Source organism: Modestobacter sp. SYSU DS0657 (assembly GCF_054050925.1).
In genome coordinates this window covers 86,591-101,108 of the sequence record NZ_JBJHAG010000003.1, presented here as the reverse complement: position 1 = coordinate 101,108, position 14,518 = coordinate 86,591, and the positions used below count along the sequence as shown (strand labels likewise).

The window sequence follows — 14,518 nt, the reverse complement described above, 5'->3', positions numbered from 1 at the left end:
GGGTCACGCTACCGGCCGGTAACCGGTGGCCCCAGGGGGTCGCGTGGCGACGTCCCCTCCGCGCGTCGCTCTTACTCCCGCACTACTGCGCATGGTGCACTAGCGCGGTGCCGTCAACGGGGCGGCGAGGGGGTGACGGGTGGACGCCAGCCAGCTGCTCAAGGGCGTGCTGGACGTCGCGGTGCTCGCGGTGGTCCGGGACGCCGACGGCTACGGCTACGACGTGGTGCGCCGGCTGCGGAACGCGGGCCTGGAGGACGTCGGTGACGCCTCGGTCTACGGCACGCTGCGCCGGCTGTACCAGGCCGGCGCGCTGACCTCCTACGTCGTCCCCAGCGACGAGGGGCCGCACCGCAAGTACTACGCGATCAACGACAGGGGACGCTCGGTGCTCGAGGACTCGACCAAGACGTGGCGGACGTTCGTCGACACCGTCGACGGCGTGCTGGACCGGACGGTGGCCGCGTGACCGCGCCCGCGGCACCGGACTCCGCCCGCGACCCGGCCCGCCAGGCGCAGAACTACCTGGTGGCGGTCGAGTGCGAGCTCAGCGACCTGCCTCCCGAGGAGCGCGGCGACCTGCTCGAGGACCTGGAGCAGCACCTGGCCTCGTTGATCGAGGAGGACGACGACCGCCCGCTCGACGTGCGACTGGGCTCCCCGGTCGCGTACGCCGCCGAGCTGCGGGCCGCCGCCGGGCTCCCGCCGCGCGGTGGTGCCCAGTCGCCGCCGGACCGGATCGCGGAGCTGCGCCGGTGGCTGGCCCGGGCTCAGGCGCACCCGCTGGCCGGCGAGGTGCGCCGGCTGCTGCTCGAGCTCCGGCCGGCCTGGTGGGTGCTGCGCGGCTACCTGCTGATCGCGGTGCCGTGCGCCCTCGCCGGCGACTGGGACTTCCCCTTCCCGGCACCGCTGGGCAGCTCGGTGCTCGGGCTGCTGCTGACGTTCGGCTCGGTCGCCGGCTCGGTCGCGCTGGGCCGGCAGCAGCAGGGCCCACGGCTGAGCCGGCTGATCACCGTCGCCGGCGCGTTCCTGGCCCTGGTGGCGTTCGCGGTGGCCGTCGACTCCACCGGCCCCTCCTCGGTCGACTACGGGTACGCCTCCGACTACGGCTACCCCGCCCCGGTGGTCGAGCAGGCGGTCGGGCAGTACCCGCTGGTCTCCCGGTACGGCCCGATCACCGACGTCCTGCCCTACGCCGCGGACGGGACGCCGCTGGAGGGGGTGCTCCTCTACGACCAGGACGGGCGGCCGCTGGAGGTCGGCTTCCAGGAGTGGTGGGCGGACGGGTGCGCCCGCGAGCTGCGCCAGCCGCTGGCCGACGACGGGGTGCCGGTGCCGAACGTCTTCCCGCAGCAGTACGTGCTGGACGGCTCGGGCACCGACCTGGAGGGGGTGCCGGTGCCGCTGGGCTCCTGCGACGCGACCGTCCAGCGCCCCGAGGTGCCGCTGCCGCAGTTCCCGGCGGACACGTCGGTGTCGGAGGCCCCGACCGCCGACTGACCCCACCGTCGCCCGCCGTCCGCGCGGACGGACCGTTCCGGCTGACCGGGCCCGCCCGGACGCTGGTGGACTGCGGCCGCGAATGGGCTCTGGAGGACGCCGTCGTGGCGATGGACGCCGCCCTGCACTCCGGCGTCGTCACCGCGGCCGAGCTGCGGGCGGCGGTGCTGGACGCCACCCACTGGTACGGCATCGGCGGGGCCGCGCGCGCCGCGGGGCTCGCTGAGGGCCGCGCGGAGTCGCCGTTGGAGACGCGTGGCCGGCTGGCGCTGCTGGGCAGCGGTCTCCCCGCGCCCGAGCCGCAGGTCGAGCTGCACGGGCCGCAGGGCTTCGTGGCCCGGGTCGACGCCTGGTACGACGACGCCGCGGTGGCGATCGAGTTCGACGGCCGGGTGAAGTACGAGGAGCCGCGGGGTGGCCGGACGCCGGCGCAGGTGCTCTGGGAGGAGAAGCGCCGGGAGGACGCCGCACGCGACCTCGGCGTGCGCTTCGTGCGGGTCGCGCAGGCGGACCTCGGCGCCGGCTGGCCACCCGTGGCGGAGCGGGTTCGGCTGCTGCTGGCGACCCGGCTGCCCGGCCCCCGGCGGTTCCGGGCGGTGCGGGCACCGGTCGACCGTCGCGCACCGGCCTGACGCGCTGCGGCTGTCGTCCGGGCTCACCGCACGTGCTCCTGGCTCAGGTCCGGAGGTGAGCCAGGAGCAGGCACGACCAGGTCACCTGATCCCGGGGCGGATCGGGCCCCGGGAACACGGGGGCGGGGCCTGCCGTTACGGTGGGCAGGAAAGTTGAGCGGACCGCGCGCAAGGCGTTCCCGGTGGAGCCGGTGACCCGGCGTCGTCGGTCCCTCGGCTCTCTCCAGACCTGCACCACCCACCAGCACAGAGGAGACGCCCCCATGGCACGAGCGGTCGGTATCGACCTGGGCACCACCAACTCCGTCGTCGCGGTCCTCGAGGGCGGCGAGCCCACGGTCATCGCGAACTCCGAGGGCTCCCGCACCACCCCGTCGGTCGTCGCGTTCGCCAAGAACGGCGAGGTCCTGGTCGGGCAGTCGGCCAAGAACCAGGCGGTCACCAACGTCGACCGCACGATCCGCAGCGTCAAGCGCGAGATCGGCACGACCTGGAAGACCGGCGACATCGACGGCAAGCAGTACACCCCGCAGGAGATCAGCGCGCGGGTGCTGCAGAAGCTGAAGCGCGACGCCGAGACCTACCTGGGCGAGCCGGTCACCGAGGCGGTCATCACCGTCCCGGCGTACTTCGAGGACGCCCAGCGCCAGGCCACCAAGGAGGCCGGTGAGATCGCCGGCCTGAACGTCCTCCGCATCGTCAACGAGCCGACCGCGGCCGCGCTGGCCTACGGCCTGGACAAGGGCGAGACCGAGCAGACCATCCTGGTCTTCGACCTCGGTGGTGGCACCTTCGACGTCTCGCTGCTGGAGATCGGCGACGGCGTCATCGAGGTCAAGTCCACCGCCGGTGACAACAAGCTCGGTGGCGACGACTGGGACGAGCGGATCGTCAAGCACCTGGTGCAGACGTTCAACGCCCAGTCCGGCATCGACCTGGCCAAGGACAAGCTGGCCATGCAGCGGCTCCGCGAGGCGGCCGAGAAGGCCAAGATCGAGCTGTCCGGCGCGCAGTCGACGAACGTCAACCTGCCCTACATCACCGCCGGCGCCGAGGGCCCGCTGCACCTGGACGTGACGATCACCCGGGCGGAGTTCCAGCGGCTCACCCAGGACCTGCTGGACCGGACCAAGGCCCCGTTCAACCAGGCCATCCGGGACGCCGGGGTCTCCGTCGCCGACATCGACCACGTCGTCCTCGTCGGTGGCTCGACCCGCATGCCGGCCGTCACCGAGCTCGTCCGTGAGCTGACCGGTGGCAAGGAGCCCAACAAGGGCGTCAACCCCGACGAGGTCGTCGCCGTCGGCGCCGCCCTGCAGGCCGGTGTGCTCCGTGGCGAGGTCAAGGACGTCCTGCTGCTCGACGTCACCCCGCTGTCCCTGGGCATCGAGACCAAGGGCGGCATCATGACCAAGCTCATCGAGCGCAACACCACGATCCCGACCAAGCGCAGCGAGATCTTCACGACGGCCGACGACAACCAGCCGTCCGTGCAGATCCAGGTCTTCCAGGGTGAGCGCGAGATGGCCGCCTACAACAAGAAGCTCGGCATGTTCGAGCTGACCGGTCTGCCGCCGGCGCCCCGCGGCGTCCCGCAGATCGAGGTGGCCTTCGACATCGACGCGAACGGCATCGTGCACGTGTCCGCCAAGGACCTCGGCACGGGCAAGGAGCAGTCGATGACGATCACCGGCGGGTCGGCCCTGCCGAAGGACGACATCGAGCGCATGATGCGCGACGCCGAGGCGCACGCCGAGGAGGACAAGCGCCGTCGCGACGAGGCCGAGACCCGCAACCTCGCCGAGTCGCTGCAGTACCAGACCGAGAAGTTCCTGGCCGAGAACGGCGACAAGATCCCGGCCGACAAGAAGGATGAGCTGGGTGAGGCCCTGAGCGAGCTCCGCTCCGCCCTCGGTGGCTCCGACGTCGCCGCGATCAAGACCGCCCAGGAGAAGGTCGCCCGGGTCTCCCAGGAGGTCGGTGGCGCGCTCTACGCCCAGGCCCAGGCCGACGGCGCCGGGGCCGGTGCCGCCGGTGACGGCTTCGCCGGGGCGACCGGTGAGCCGGGTGCCGACGGTTCGACCGGGTCCACCGCCTCGGCCGGTGACGACGACGTCGTCGACGCCGAGATCGTGGACGAGGACACCGACAAGCGGTGACGACCCCGGCTGCGTGCCGGCCCGCCGGCCCGGGGAACCGGGCCGGCGGGCTCGGGAGGGAGCCATGAGCCAGCAGGACGAGCAGGCGCCGCGGGTCGTCATCCGCGATCGGCGGCGCATCGACCCGACCAGCGGCGCGGTCCGCGAGCCGGCCGGCGAGCAGCCGGCCGGCTCCGCGGCCGCGCAGGGAGAGCAGATGAGCGAGCAGAACGAGGAGGCGGCCCCGGTCGCCGAGCAGACCGACGTCCCGGCCGGTGACGTCGGCGGGGACCAGGGCCGGGACCAGGGCGGGGACACCGCCCGCCAGCTTGCCGAGCGGACCGAGGACCTGCAGCGGGTGACCGCGGAGTACGCCAACTACCGGCGCCGCGTGGACCGGGACCGGGTGCTGGTGATCGACCAGGCGGCCGAGAAGTTCGCCGGGCAGCTGTTCCCGATCGTCGACGACATCGAGCGGGCGCGGGACCACGGCGACCTGACCGGTGCGTTCAAGGTCGTCGCCGACCGGGTGCTCGGGTTGCTCGACGGCCTGGGCGTGGAGTCCTTCGGCAAGCCCGGGGACCCGTTCGACCCGGCGCTGCACGAAGCGGTGCTGCACGACACCTCCCCCGACGTCAGCGAGCCGACCGCCACCACGGTGCTGCGTCCGGGCTTCCGCCGTGGTGACCGGGTGCTGCGCACGGCGATGGTCGGCGTGACCGAGCCGGAGTCCCCGGCACCGGCGCCGGAGTCCCCGGCACCGGAGACCCAGGTGACGGCCGAGGCCGACCAGCCGGACACCGACCCGGCCGACCGCTGAGCGCACACCCGATGCCGGTCCGGCGCCCCCGACCCGGGCGCCGGACCGGCCCGACCGCAGGACAGCAGAGAGGAGGCGCCCGATGAGCAGCACCCGGGACTTCATCGAGAAGGACTACTACGCGGCCCTGGGCGTCCCCAAGGACGCCGACGCGGCGGCGATCAAGAAGGCGTACCGCCAGCTGGCCCGGGAGCTGCACCCGGACAAGAACCCCGGCAACACCCAGGCCGAGATCCGCTTCAAGGAGGTCTCCGAGGCCTACGACGTGCTGTCCGACCCCAAGCGGCGGTCCGAGTACGACGAGGCCCGGCGGCTGTTCGGCTCCGGCGGGTTCCGCCCCGGGAGCGGCGGCGGCCCGGGCTTCCCCGGGGGGTTCCCGGGCGGTGCGGGTGGCGCCGGGCAGCCGTTCGACCTCGGCGACCTGTTCGGGGGCGCGGGTGCGCCCGGTCCGGGTGGCCGCGCCGGTGGGTTGGGCGACCTCTTCGGTGGTCTGTTCACCGGTGGCGCCCCCGGTGCCGGCACCCGGAGCCGGCAGCAGGCGGCCTCGGGTCCGGCCCGCGGTCAGGACGTCGAGACGGAGGCGACCCTCGCCTTCGACGAGGCCGTCCTCGGGGTCACCGTGCCCCTGCGGATGCAGAGCCCCGGCACCTGCCCGACCTGCAGCGGCAGCGGCGCGAAGCCCGGCACGAGTCCGCACACCTGCCCGGTCTGCAACGGCGCCGGCGTCACCAGCCGCAGCCAGGGCGCGTTCGCCTTCTCCGAGCCCTGCCGCGAGTGCCGGGGCACCGGCTCGGTGGTCGACGACCCGTGCGCGACCTGCTCCGGCAGCGGGGTCACCAACCAGACCCGGACGATCACCGTCCGGATCCCCGCCGGGGTCAAGGACGGGCAGCGCATCCGGCTGGCGGGCAAGGGAGCGCCCGGACGCCGCGGCGGCCCGGCCGGTGACCTGTTCGTCGTCGTCCACGTCAGCGGGCACGACCTGTTCGGCCGCAGCGGCCAGGACCTCACGCTCACCGTGCCGGTCTCCTTCGCCGAGGCCGCCCTCGGCACGACCCTCACCGTGCCGACGCTGGACGGCTCGGTGTCGCTGAAGGTGCCCGCCGGCACGGCCAGCGGCCGGACCTTCCGGGTCCGTGGTCGCGGCGTGCCCGGCAAGGGCTCCACCGGCGACCTGCTGGTGACCGTCGAGGTCGCGGTGCCGCAGCGGCTGACGCCCGGCGCCCGTGAGGCGATCGAGAAGCTCGCCGCCGAGCTGCCCGACGACCCCCGGCCGGAGGTCACCGCCGCCCTGCGCCGCGGAGCCCCCCGGTGACCGGGCCCGCCTTCGCCGAGGACGCCCCGGTGTTCGTCATCTCGGTGGCCGCCGAGCTGGCCGGCATGCACGCCCAGACGCTGCGCCAGTACGACCGGCTCGGCCTGGTCAGCCCGGGACGCACCGCGGGCGGGGGGCGCCGGTACAGCCCGCGGGACGTCGCGCTGCTGCGCGAGGTGCAGCGGCTCAGCCAGGAGGACGGCGTCAACCTGGCCGGGATCAAGCGGATCATCGAGCTGGAGTCCCAGGTCGAAGCGCTGCAGACCCGGGTCGGAGAGCTGCTGGAGGAGCTCCAGGTCGCCGAGTCCCGGCGGATCGCCGCGGAGTCCGCGGTCGCCGCCACCTACCGGCGGGACCTGGTGCCGCGCACGGCCGGCTCCGCGCTGGTCATCTGGCGGCCCGGCCAGGGCTGAAGGCACGGCCGGTGACGTCCCGGTGGGAACGTTGAGTCGATCCCGGACGTGGGACACGATGTGACCGTGGACAGCGAGTTGGACAGCCACCAGGCGTACGTGCACCTGGAGCGTGAGGTCGCCCTGTTGCTGCGGCGCTCCCGCGCCATCCAGGGGCGGTTGGGCAGCCAGCTCCACCACGACCTCGACGGCGCCGCGTACGGCCTGCTGGTGCTGCTCGACGACGCCGGGCCGCTGCGCGCGAGCGACGTCGTCGCCAAGCTCGGGCTGGACAAGAGCACGGTCAGCCGCCAGGTGGCCTCGCTGGTCGACCTCGGGCTGGTCGACCGGGCCGCCGACCCCGACGACGGGCGCGCCCAGGTGCTGTCGATCTCCGCCGAGGGCCACCGCCGGCTCAGCGAGCTGCGCGACGCCCGTCGCGCGCGCTGGGAGGCCGACCTGTCCGACTGGGCCACCTCCGACGTCGCCACGCTGGCCGAGCTGCTCGGCCGGCTCAACCGCATCGGTGAGGCCCGCGAGGCCGAGGCCACCGCCGACTGACCCTGTTCCCGGGGTGCCCTCCACCGGCCTGAGCGCCGGCGAGATGGCAGCGGCGCCCCGCCCTTCGCCCGCCGGCGCCGTCACCGACTCGGCCGGCCGCTCGGAGGCGAGGTCGCCGGTGCCGTGACGGCCGTTGCGGGTCTGCTGTCGCCGCGGACCCGCCCCGGCCCCCGGCCACCTGCCGCGGCCCCTGGCCACCTGCCCCGGCCCCCGGCCCCCGCCGGCACCCGGGCGGCTTGGCCCGGACCGCGCGCGACGACGGCTGCGGCCTCCCTCTCCCGGGTGTTCCACCCGGGAGAGCACCATCACAGCTGAATCCCGTTGCATGCTCCAACCAACCGGCGCAAGATGCTTGCTGTCTGCACAGGACGATGGGCGAGGCGACGGAGGGCGGGGCGTGCACATCACCCGGGACACCTCCCAGCGGCTGACCGCCGGCCTGGCCCGGTTGCTGCGCACCACGCGCCAGCTCGGCCACCGCGTGGCCGCTGACCTCTACGGCGACCTGCCCTCCTTCGGCTGGGCGGTGCTCGCCCCGCTCGAGGAGCACGGCCCTCAGCGCTGCAGCGCGCTGGCCGGGTACGCCGGCGTCGACGTCTCGGTCGCCAGCCGGCAGGTCGCCGCGCTGGAGCGTGCCGGGTACGTGGCGCGCCGTCCCGACCCGCAGGACGGCCGGGCGAGCCTGATCAGCCTCAGCGACGCCGGGGTCGCAGCGCTCGCCCACACCCGCGACGTCCGCAGCCAGTGGGCGCTCAGCGCCCTCGACGACTGGACCGAGGACGAGGCCTGCGAGTTCACCCGCTGGCTGGAGAAGCTCGCCGACGGCCTGGACCGGGCCGGTCGCCCGTCCACCCCGCTCCACCCCGGCGCCGCTCCGGCGACCCCGGCCCTCCCCACCGCACCACCGCAGCACCCTCAGGAGACCCGCGCATGAGCACCCCCGCCCCGACCCGGCCCGCGGCCGGTCCCGCCCCCGCCGCCGAGGTGCCGGTCCAGCAGCAGGGCCGGATGACCCACCGGCAGGTGCTCTCCGCGTTGTCGGGGATGTTGCTGGCGATGTTCGTCGCCTTCCTGTCCTCGACCGTGGTCTCCAACGCCCTGCCGACGATCATCACCGAGCTGCGCGGCTCGCAGAGCCAGTACACGTGGGTGGTCACCGCCACCCTGCTGGCCTCCACGGCGTCCACCCCGATCTGGGGCAAGCTCGCGGACCTGTTCAGCAAGAAGCTGCTTATCCAGATCGCGATCGTGGTCTTCATCGTCGGCTCGATGCTCGCGGGGCTGTCCCAGTCGGTGCCCACGCTGATCGGCTGGCGGGTGCTGCAGGGGTTGGGTCTGGGGGGCCTGCAGGCGCTGGTGCAGATCGCCATGGCCGCGATGATCAGCCCGCGGGAGCGCGGCCGGTACTCCGGCCTGCTGGGCTCGGTGATGGCGGTGGCCACCGTCGGTGGGCCGCTCATCGGTGGCCTGCTGGTGGACACCAGCTGGCTGGGCTGGCGCTACTGCTTCTTCGTCGGCGTCCCGTTCGCGGCCGCCGCGCTGGTGCTGCTGCAGCGCACGCTGCACCTGCCGGTCACCAAGCGTGACGTCTCGATCGACTACCTCGGCGCGGCCTTCCTGACCGCCGGCGTCTCGGCCCTGCTGATCTGGGTCACCCTGGCCGGAGACAGCTTCGCCTGGGCCTCGCTGGAGAGCGCGCTGTTCGTCGCCGGCGGCGTCCTCGCGATCGTCGCCTTCGTCGTCACCGAGCTGCGGGCCAAGGAGCCGATCGTCCCGCTGCGGCTCTTCCGTGACCGCACCACCACCCTGGCGATCATCGCCAGCGTCGCGATCGGTGTGGCGATGTTCGGCTCGACGGTCTTCCTCGGTCAGTACCTGCAGATCTCCCGGGGCTACTCGCCCACCGCGGCCGGGCTGCTCACCATCCCGATGGTCGGCGGCCTGCTGGTCTCCTCCACCGTCTCCGGGATCCTGATCACCCGCACCGGCAAGTGGAAGCGCTACCTGGTGGCCGGCTCCCTGCTGGTCGCGATCGGGTTCGGGCTGCTGGCGACCATCGACCACGCCACGAACATGGTGGTGCTCGGGGTGTTCCTCGCCGTGCTCGGCATCGGCATCGGGATGACCATGCAGAACCTGGTGCTCGCCGTGCAGAACACCGTCGCGGCCACCGACCTGGGTGCGGCCAGCTCCGCCGTCGCCTTCTTCCGCAGCCTGGGTGGCACGATCGGCGTCTCGGTGCTGGGCGCGGTGCTCTCCACCCGCGTCGGTGACCTGATCCAGCGGGGTCTGGCGGACGTCCCCGGTGCGGCGGAGGCCGCCGGGTCAGGTGACGTCGGGCTCGCCGACCTCGCCGACGCCCCGGCGCCGATCCGTGAGCTGATCGCGGTCTCCTACGGGGACGCCACCGGGCGGATCTTCTTCATCGCCGCCGCCCTGTCGCTGGTCACCATCGCCGCGATCGTGGCCATCCGGGAGGTCGCGCTGCGCACCGAGACCGGGGACGAGCGGCTGCGCACCGAGTCTGCGGGCGGTGGGTCGGTCGGCGACGTCACCGCCGAGGTCGACCAGCAGCTGGCCGACGCCGGCACGGGCACCACCCGCCGCTGATCCGCACACGACGACGGCCCGCCTCCCCGATCCGGGGAGGCGGGCCTCGGTGACGTGCTGGAACGGCCCCGTCCAGAGGGGGACGGGGTCCTTCCTCAGACGAGCGAGGCGTCCAGGCTGATGTCGACCGCGGACAGCGCCTTGCTCACCGGGCAGCCGGCCTTCGCGGCCTGCGCGGCCTGCTGGAAGCCGTCGGCGTCCAGGCCGCCTACCTCGCCGCGCACGGTCAGCTTGACCGTGGTGATCGTCGGTGCGCCGTCGACCTGGCCCAGCGTGACGTCGGCGGTGACCTCGAGCGACTCGGTCGTGCCGCCGGCCTTGCCGATCTCGCTGGACAGGGCCATCGCGAAGCAGGACGAGTGGGCCGCGGCGATGAGCTCCTCGGGGCTGGTGGTGCCCCCGGCCTCGTCGGCGGCGCGCTTGGGGAAGCTGACGTCGTAGGTGCCGACCTTCGAGCTGCTCAGCTCGACCTGGCCGGAGCCCTCCTGCAGCGAGCCGTTCCAGGCGGTGCGTGCGGTACGAGTGGGCACGGGGCCTCCTTGTGTGGACGGTGCCCACCGCGCGGGTGCGGTGGGAGGTGTCACCTGATCCTGCCGAGCACAACCGTGCGCAGCAGGCGGGATTCCCGCCACCGGAGAGGGAGGCCCCTCGTCCGGCCTCTCTGCAGAGGCCGGCCCAGGGTGTGAGAAGTGGGGAGCAGAGGGGTCGTCCCTCAGGCGGGGACGTCGGCCCGCGGTCCGGTGACCCGGTCGGTGATCAGGCGCAGCTGGCCCTTGAGGGCGTCGAACTCCTGCTGGTCCAGCGCGAGCGCGTCGATCATCTCGGCGGAGATCGAGCAGGCCGGGCCGTGCAGGGCGCGGCCCTTCTCGGTCAGCCGCACCGACACCGAGCGCTCGTCGTCGGCCCGCCGGTGGCGGGTGACGAGGCCGGCGGTGGTGAGGCGCTTGAGCAGCGGCGAGAGGGTGCCGGAGTCCAGCGCGAGCCGGGACCCCAGTTGACCCACGGTCTGCCCGTCCTCCTCCCACAGCAGCATCAGGACGAGGTACTGGGGATAGGTGACCCCCAGCTCGTCGAGCATGGGCCGGTACCGCGCGGTGACCGCACGGGAGGCCGCGTACAGGGCGAAGCAGAGCTGGTCGTCGAGAGCGACGCTCGGCGACGGGGTGTCCGTCATGCCCACAGAGTAGGGCGCCACCGGGTCGGAGTCGGTTGTGTGACTCATCTCGGTGGCCCGCAGGGGTGGGAGTGGCGCCAGAGGCGAACGTCCCGTGCCGTGGGTGGTGCGTCACTGGACGACCGAGGTTGAGTGGAACAGACTCAACTCCTGGTCCGTTGGACCGGGCGAGCACGACTCCCACACGAGAGGACGCGACACCCGACCATGCAGAGCAAGCTCACCACCCGTGCGCAGGAGGCGGTCGCCGCCGCACAGCGGCTGGCGGTCGACCGCGGCCAGGCCGCCCTGGAGCCGCTGCACCTGCTGGTCGCCCTGCTCGAGCAGACCGACGGCATCGCCGGCCCGCTGCTGCAGGCGGCCGGTGCCGACCCCGCCGACGTCCGCGCCAAGGCCGACGCCGCGCTGCGCCGCATGCCCAGCGTCAGCGGCGCCACGGTGGCCGCGCCGTCGCCGTCCCGGGAGCTGCTCCGGGCGATCAACGCCGCCGGAGAGCAGGCCAGTGCCCTGGGCGACGAGTACGTCTCCACCGAGCACCTGCTGGTGGGGCTGGCCACTACCGAGGGCGAGGCCGGTGCGGTGCTGACCAGCGCCGGGGCTACCCGCGACGCCCTGCTGGCCGCCTTCCGCACCGTGCGCGGCACCCGCAAGATCACCAGCCCCGACCCGGAGAGCACCTTCCAGGCGCTGGAGAAGTACGCCGTCGACCTCACCCAGCGGGCCCGCGACGGGCGGATCGACCCGGTCATCGGCCGGGACACCGAGATCCGCCGCGTGGTGCAGGTGCTGTCCCGGCGCACCAAGAACAACCCGGTGCTGATCGGTGAGCCCGGCGTCGGCAAGACCGCCATCGTCGAGGGCCTGGCCCAGCGGATCGTCGCCGGCGACGTCCCGGAGAGCCTCAAGGGCAAGCGGCTGATGGCGCTGGACCTGGGTGCGATGGTGGCCGGCGCCAAGTACCGCGGCGAGTTCGAGGAGCGGCTCAAGGCCGTGCTGCAGGAGATCACCGAGGCCGAGGGGCAGGTGATCACCTTCATCGACGAGCTGCACACCATCGTCGGCGCCGGTGCGACCGGCGACTCCGCGATGGACGCCGGCAACATGATCAAGCCGATGCTCGCCCGCGGTGAGCTGCGGATGGTCGGCGCCACCACGCTCGACGAGTACCGCGAGCACATCGAGAAGGACGCGGCGCTGGAGCGCCGGTTCCAGCAGGTGCTCGTCGGCGAGCCGAGCGTGCCGGACACCATCGGGATTCTGCGCGGCCTCAAGGAGCGGTACGAGGTGCACCACGGCGTCCGTATCACCGACGCCGCCATCGTCGCCGCCGCCACCCTCTCCGACCGCTACGTCACGGCCCGCTTCCTCCCCGACAAGGCCATCGACCTGGTCGACGAGGCCGCCAGCCGGCTGCGCATGGAGATCGACAGCCGACCGGTGGAGGTCGACGAGGTCGAGCGCGCCGTGCGCCGGATGGAGATCGAGGAGATGGCGCTGGCCAAGGAGGACGACCCGTCCTCGGTCGAGCGGCTGGCCGCGCTGCGCAGCGAGCTGGCCGACCGGCGTCAGGAGCTGGACGAGCTGACCGCCCGCTGGCAGCAGGACAAGACGGCCATCGACCGGATCCAGCGCACCAAGGAGGAGCTGGAGGCCGCGCGGCTGGAGGCCGAGCGGGCCGAGCGGGACGGCGACCTGGCGCGCGCCGCCGAGCTCCGCTACGGCCGGATGCCCCAGCTGGAGCGCGACCTGACCGCGGCCGAGACATCGGTGGCCGCCCGGGAGTCGATGCTCAAGGAGGAGGTCGGCCCCGACGACATCGCCGAGGTCGTGCAGGCCTGGACCGGCATCCCCGCCGGCCGGCTGCTGGAGGGGGAGACCCAGAAGCTGCTGCGGATGGAGGAGGACCTCGCCCAGCGGGTCGTCGGCCAGCCCGACGCCGTCCGGGCCGTCGCCGACGCCGTCCGCCGCTCGCGCTCCGGTGTCGCCGACCCGGACCGGCCCACCGGGTCGTTCCTGTTCCTCGGCCCCACCGGCGTCGGCAAGACCGAGCTGGCGAAGGCGCTGGCGGAGCTCCTCTTCGACGACGAGCGGGCGATGGTCCGCATCGACATGAGCGAGTACTCCGAGAAGCACTCGGTGGCCCGCCTGGTCGGGGCCCCGCCCGGCTACGTCGGGTACGAGGCCGGTGGTCAGCTCACCGAGGCCGTCCGGCGCCGGCCCTACACCGTCGTCCTGCTCGACGAGGTGGAGAAGGCCCACGCCGACGTCTTCGACGTGCTGCTGCAGGTGCTCGACGACGGCCGGCTGACCGACGGGCAGGGGCGCACGGTCGACTTCCGCAACACCCTGCTGATCCTCACCTCCAACCTGGGGTCGCAGGTCATCGCCGACCAGTCGGTGCCCGAGGACGCGCGGCGCCGGGCCGTGATGGACGTCGTCCGGGCGCACTTCAAGCCGGAGTTCCTCAACCGGCTCGACGACGTGGTGATGTTCCGGGCGCTGGGCTCGGAGGAGCTGGGCGGCATCGTCGACATCCAGGTGGGCGTGCTCGCCCGCCGGCTGGCGGCCCGCCGGCTCACCCTGCGGGTCACCGACGCCGCGCGGGAGTGGCTGGCGCTCAACGGCTTCGACCCGGTCTACGGCGCCCGGCCGCTGCGCCGGCTGGTGCAGTCGGCGATCGGTGACCAGCTGGCCCGGGCGCTGCTGTCCGGGGAGATCCACGACGGTGACGAGGTCGTCGTCGACTGGCCGGCCGACGTCGCCGAGGGCGACGCCGGGCTGTCGGTCACCCGCGGCTGAGGACGGGGCCGGGCTCGTCGGCGGGGCCCCGTCGTCCACAGGCTGTGGACGACGGGTGCGCGGCGTCGGCCTGCCGCCCTACCGTCCCGTCCGGTCCGCGGCGCACCGGCGCCGCGGCGAACGGGAGGACCGGGGATGGGGGCAGCGGGGCACACCCTGCAGGCAGCGCGTTGGGTGATCCGGATCGGCCGCGTGGAACGGGCCCTGCTCGTGTGCTGCGCCGCGTGGTCGCTGGCGCTGGTGGCGGTGACCTCCTCGCCGGTCGCGCTCGTCGTGCCGCTGGGGCTGGCGGCGCTGGCCACGCTGTGGGGCATCGTCGTCCGGGCCTTCGAGCGGCACCGGCGGTGGGCCTGGTGGGTGCTCCTCGCCGCCGGCGTGGTCACGGTGGTCACCGGCCTGCTGTCCCCGGAGCCGGGTCCGCTCGCCGCCGGTGGGAGCGTCGTCGCCGTCGTGCGGGTGCTCCTGCTGCTGCACCCGGACAGCCGGGAGTGGGTCGCCCCGGCCCCGGTGGGCCTACCGGGAGCCCCGGTCCCGGGCCGGGGCTCCACCGTGCCGCCGGGCGTGTGAGCGTGCCGGC

The 14,518-nt window shown here is 73.8% G+C and carries 14 protein-coding genes; 12 read left to right on the top strand and 2 right to left on the bottom strand.

The window, feature by feature from the left end; genetic code table 11:
• Positions 1 to 139: 139 nt before the first annotated feature.
• From ACI79A_RS03195 to ACI79A_RS03150, 10 genes are all read left to right on the top strand, one after another.
• Complete coding sequence (locus tag ACI79A_RS03195) at positions 140 to 469, top strand: PadR family transcriptional regulator (RefSeq protein ID WP_457065793.1); 330 nt, start codon at positions 140 to 142, stop codon at positions 467 to 469.
• Positions 466 to 1,500, top strand: coding sequence for an HAAS signaling domain-containing protein (locus ACI79A_RS03190; protein WP_457079854.1), 1,035 nt, complete (start codon positions 466 to 468; stop codon positions 1,498 to 1,500). Before ACI79A_RS03195 ends, ACI79A_RS03190 begins: the two co-directional genes overlap by 4 nt.
• 104 nt (positions 1,501 to 1,604) lie before the next feature.
• Positions 1,605 to 2,132, top strand: a complete 528-nt coding sequence (locus tag ACI79A_RS03185; RefSeq protein WP_457079852.1) for a hypothetical protein — start codon at positions 1,605 to 1,607, stop codon at positions 2,130 to 2,132.
• Positions 2,133 to 2,395: 263 nt separating this feature from the next.
• A complete protein-coding gene (dnaK, locus tag ACI79A_RS03180; RefSeq protein WP_457079850.1) occupies positions 2,396 to 4,291 on the top strand; it encodes a molecular chaperone DnaK in 1,896 nt (631 codons plus the stop codon).
• A gap of 64 nt (positions 4,292 to 4,355) precedes the next feature.
• The gene (gene grpE / locus ACI79A_RS03175; RefSeq protein ID WP_457079848.1) at positions 4,356 to 5,090 is read left to right on the top strand and encodes a nucleotide exchange factor GrpE; all 735 of its coding nucleotides are present in this window, start codon (positions 4,356 to 4,358) and stop codon (positions 5,088 to 5,090) included.
• 82 nt (positions 5,091 to 5,172) lie between these two features.
• A complete protein-coding gene (gene dnaJ / locus ACI79A_RS03170) occupies positions 5,173 to 6,405 on the top strand; it encodes a molecular chaperone DnaJ (protein WP_457079846.1) in 1,233 nt (410 codons plus the stop codon).
• Positions 6,402 to 6,818 (top strand): heat shock protein transcriptional repressor HspR, encoded by a 417-nt coding sequence (locus ACI79A_RS03165; RefSeq protein WP_457079844.1) that lies wholly within the window; start codon positions 6,402 to 6,404, stop codon positions 6,816 to 6,818. Before dnaJ ends, ACI79A_RS03165 begins: the two co-directional genes overlap by 4 nt.
• A 66-nt stretch (positions 6,819 to 6,884) precedes the next feature.
• Entirely contained in the window at positions 6,885 to 7,358 is a 474-nt protein-coding gene (locus tag ACI79A_RS03160; RefSeq protein WP_457079842.1) for a MarR family winged helix-turn-helix transcriptional regulator, read from the top strand.
• A gap of 397 nt (positions 7,359 to 7,755) precedes the next feature.
• Positions 7,756 to 8,292 carry a MarR family winged helix-turn-helix transcriptional regulator gene (locus ACI79A_RS03155; RefSeq protein ID WP_457079839.1) on the top strand — a complete coding sequence of 179 codons (537 nt, stop codon included), beginning with the start codon at positions 7,756 to 7,758 and terminating at the stop codon, positions 8,290 to 8,292.
• Entirely contained in the window at positions 8,289 to 9,968 is a 1,680-nt protein-coding gene (locus ACI79A_RS03150; protein WP_457079837.1) for an MFS transporter, read from the top strand. Before ACI79A_RS03155 ends, ACI79A_RS03150 begins: the two co-directional genes overlap by 4 nt.
• 95 nt (positions 9,969 to 10,063) lie before the next feature.
• Here ACI79A_RS03150 and ACI79A_RS03145 read toward each other — a convergent pair whose 3' ends face one another.
• Together ACI79A_RS03145 and ACI79A_RS03140 are read right to left on the bottom strand one after the other, a co-directional pair.
• Entirely contained in the window at positions 10,064 to 10,498 is a 435-nt protein-coding gene (locus ACI79A_RS03145; protein ID WP_457079835.1) for an OsmC family peroxiredoxin, read from the bottom strand.
• A 182-nt stretch (positions 10,499 to 10,680) separates the two neighbouring features.
• On the bottom strand, positions 10,681 to 11,142 hold the full coding sequence (locus ACI79A_RS03140; RefSeq protein ID WP_457079833.1) for a MarR family winged helix-turn-helix transcriptional regulator: 462 nt from the start codon (positions 11,140 to 11,142) through the stop codon (positions 10,681 to 10,683).
• Between the two features lie 207 nt (positions 11,143 to 11,349).
• On the opposite strand from ACI79A_RS03140, the gene clpB reads away from it, so the two are divergent.
• Both clpB and ACI79A_RS03130 read left to right on the top strand, forming a co-directional pair.
• On the top strand, positions 11,350 to 13,941 hold the full coding sequence (gene clpB, locus ACI79A_RS03135; RefSeq protein WP_457079831.1) for an ATP-dependent chaperone ClpB: 2,592 nt from the start codon (positions 11,350 to 11,352) through the stop codon (positions 13,939 to 13,941).
• A gap of 192 nt (positions 13,942 to 14,133) precedes the next feature.
• Complete coding sequence (locus ACI79A_RS03130; RefSeq protein ID WP_457079829.1) at positions 14,134 to 14,508, top strand: hypothetical protein; 375 nt, start codon at positions 14,134 to 14,136, stop codon at positions 14,506 to 14,508.
• Positions 14,509 to 14,518: the final 10 nt, after the last annotated feature.

What these genes read in the sequence shown, in the direction of transcription:
- dnaK (WP_457079850.1), top strand. Translation starts at nt 2,396, where the DNA reads ATGGCACGAGCGGTCGGTATCGACCTGGGCACCACCAACTCCGTCGTC.
- grpE (WP_457079848.1), top strand. Translation starts at nt 4,356, where the DNA reads ATGAGCCAGCAGGACGAGCAGGCGCCGCGGGTCGTCATCCGCGATCGG.
- clpB (WP_457079831.1), top strand. Translation starts at nt 11,350, where the DNA reads ATGCAGAGCAAGCTCACCACCCGTGCGCAGGAGGCGGTCGCCGCCGCA.
- ACI79A_RS03140 (WP_457079833.1), bottom strand. Translation starts at nt 11,142, where the DNA reads ATGACGGACACCCCGTCGCCGAGCGTCGCTCTCGACGACCAGCTCTGC.
- dnaJ (WP_457079846.1), top strand. Translation starts at nt 5,173, where the DNA reads ATGAGCAGCACCCGGGACTTCATCGAGAAGGACTACTACGCGGCCCTG.
- ACI79A_RS03150 (WP_457079837.1), top strand. Translation starts at nt 8,289, where the DNA reads ATGAGCACCCCCGCCCCGACCCGGCCCGCGGCCGGTCCCGCCCCCGCC.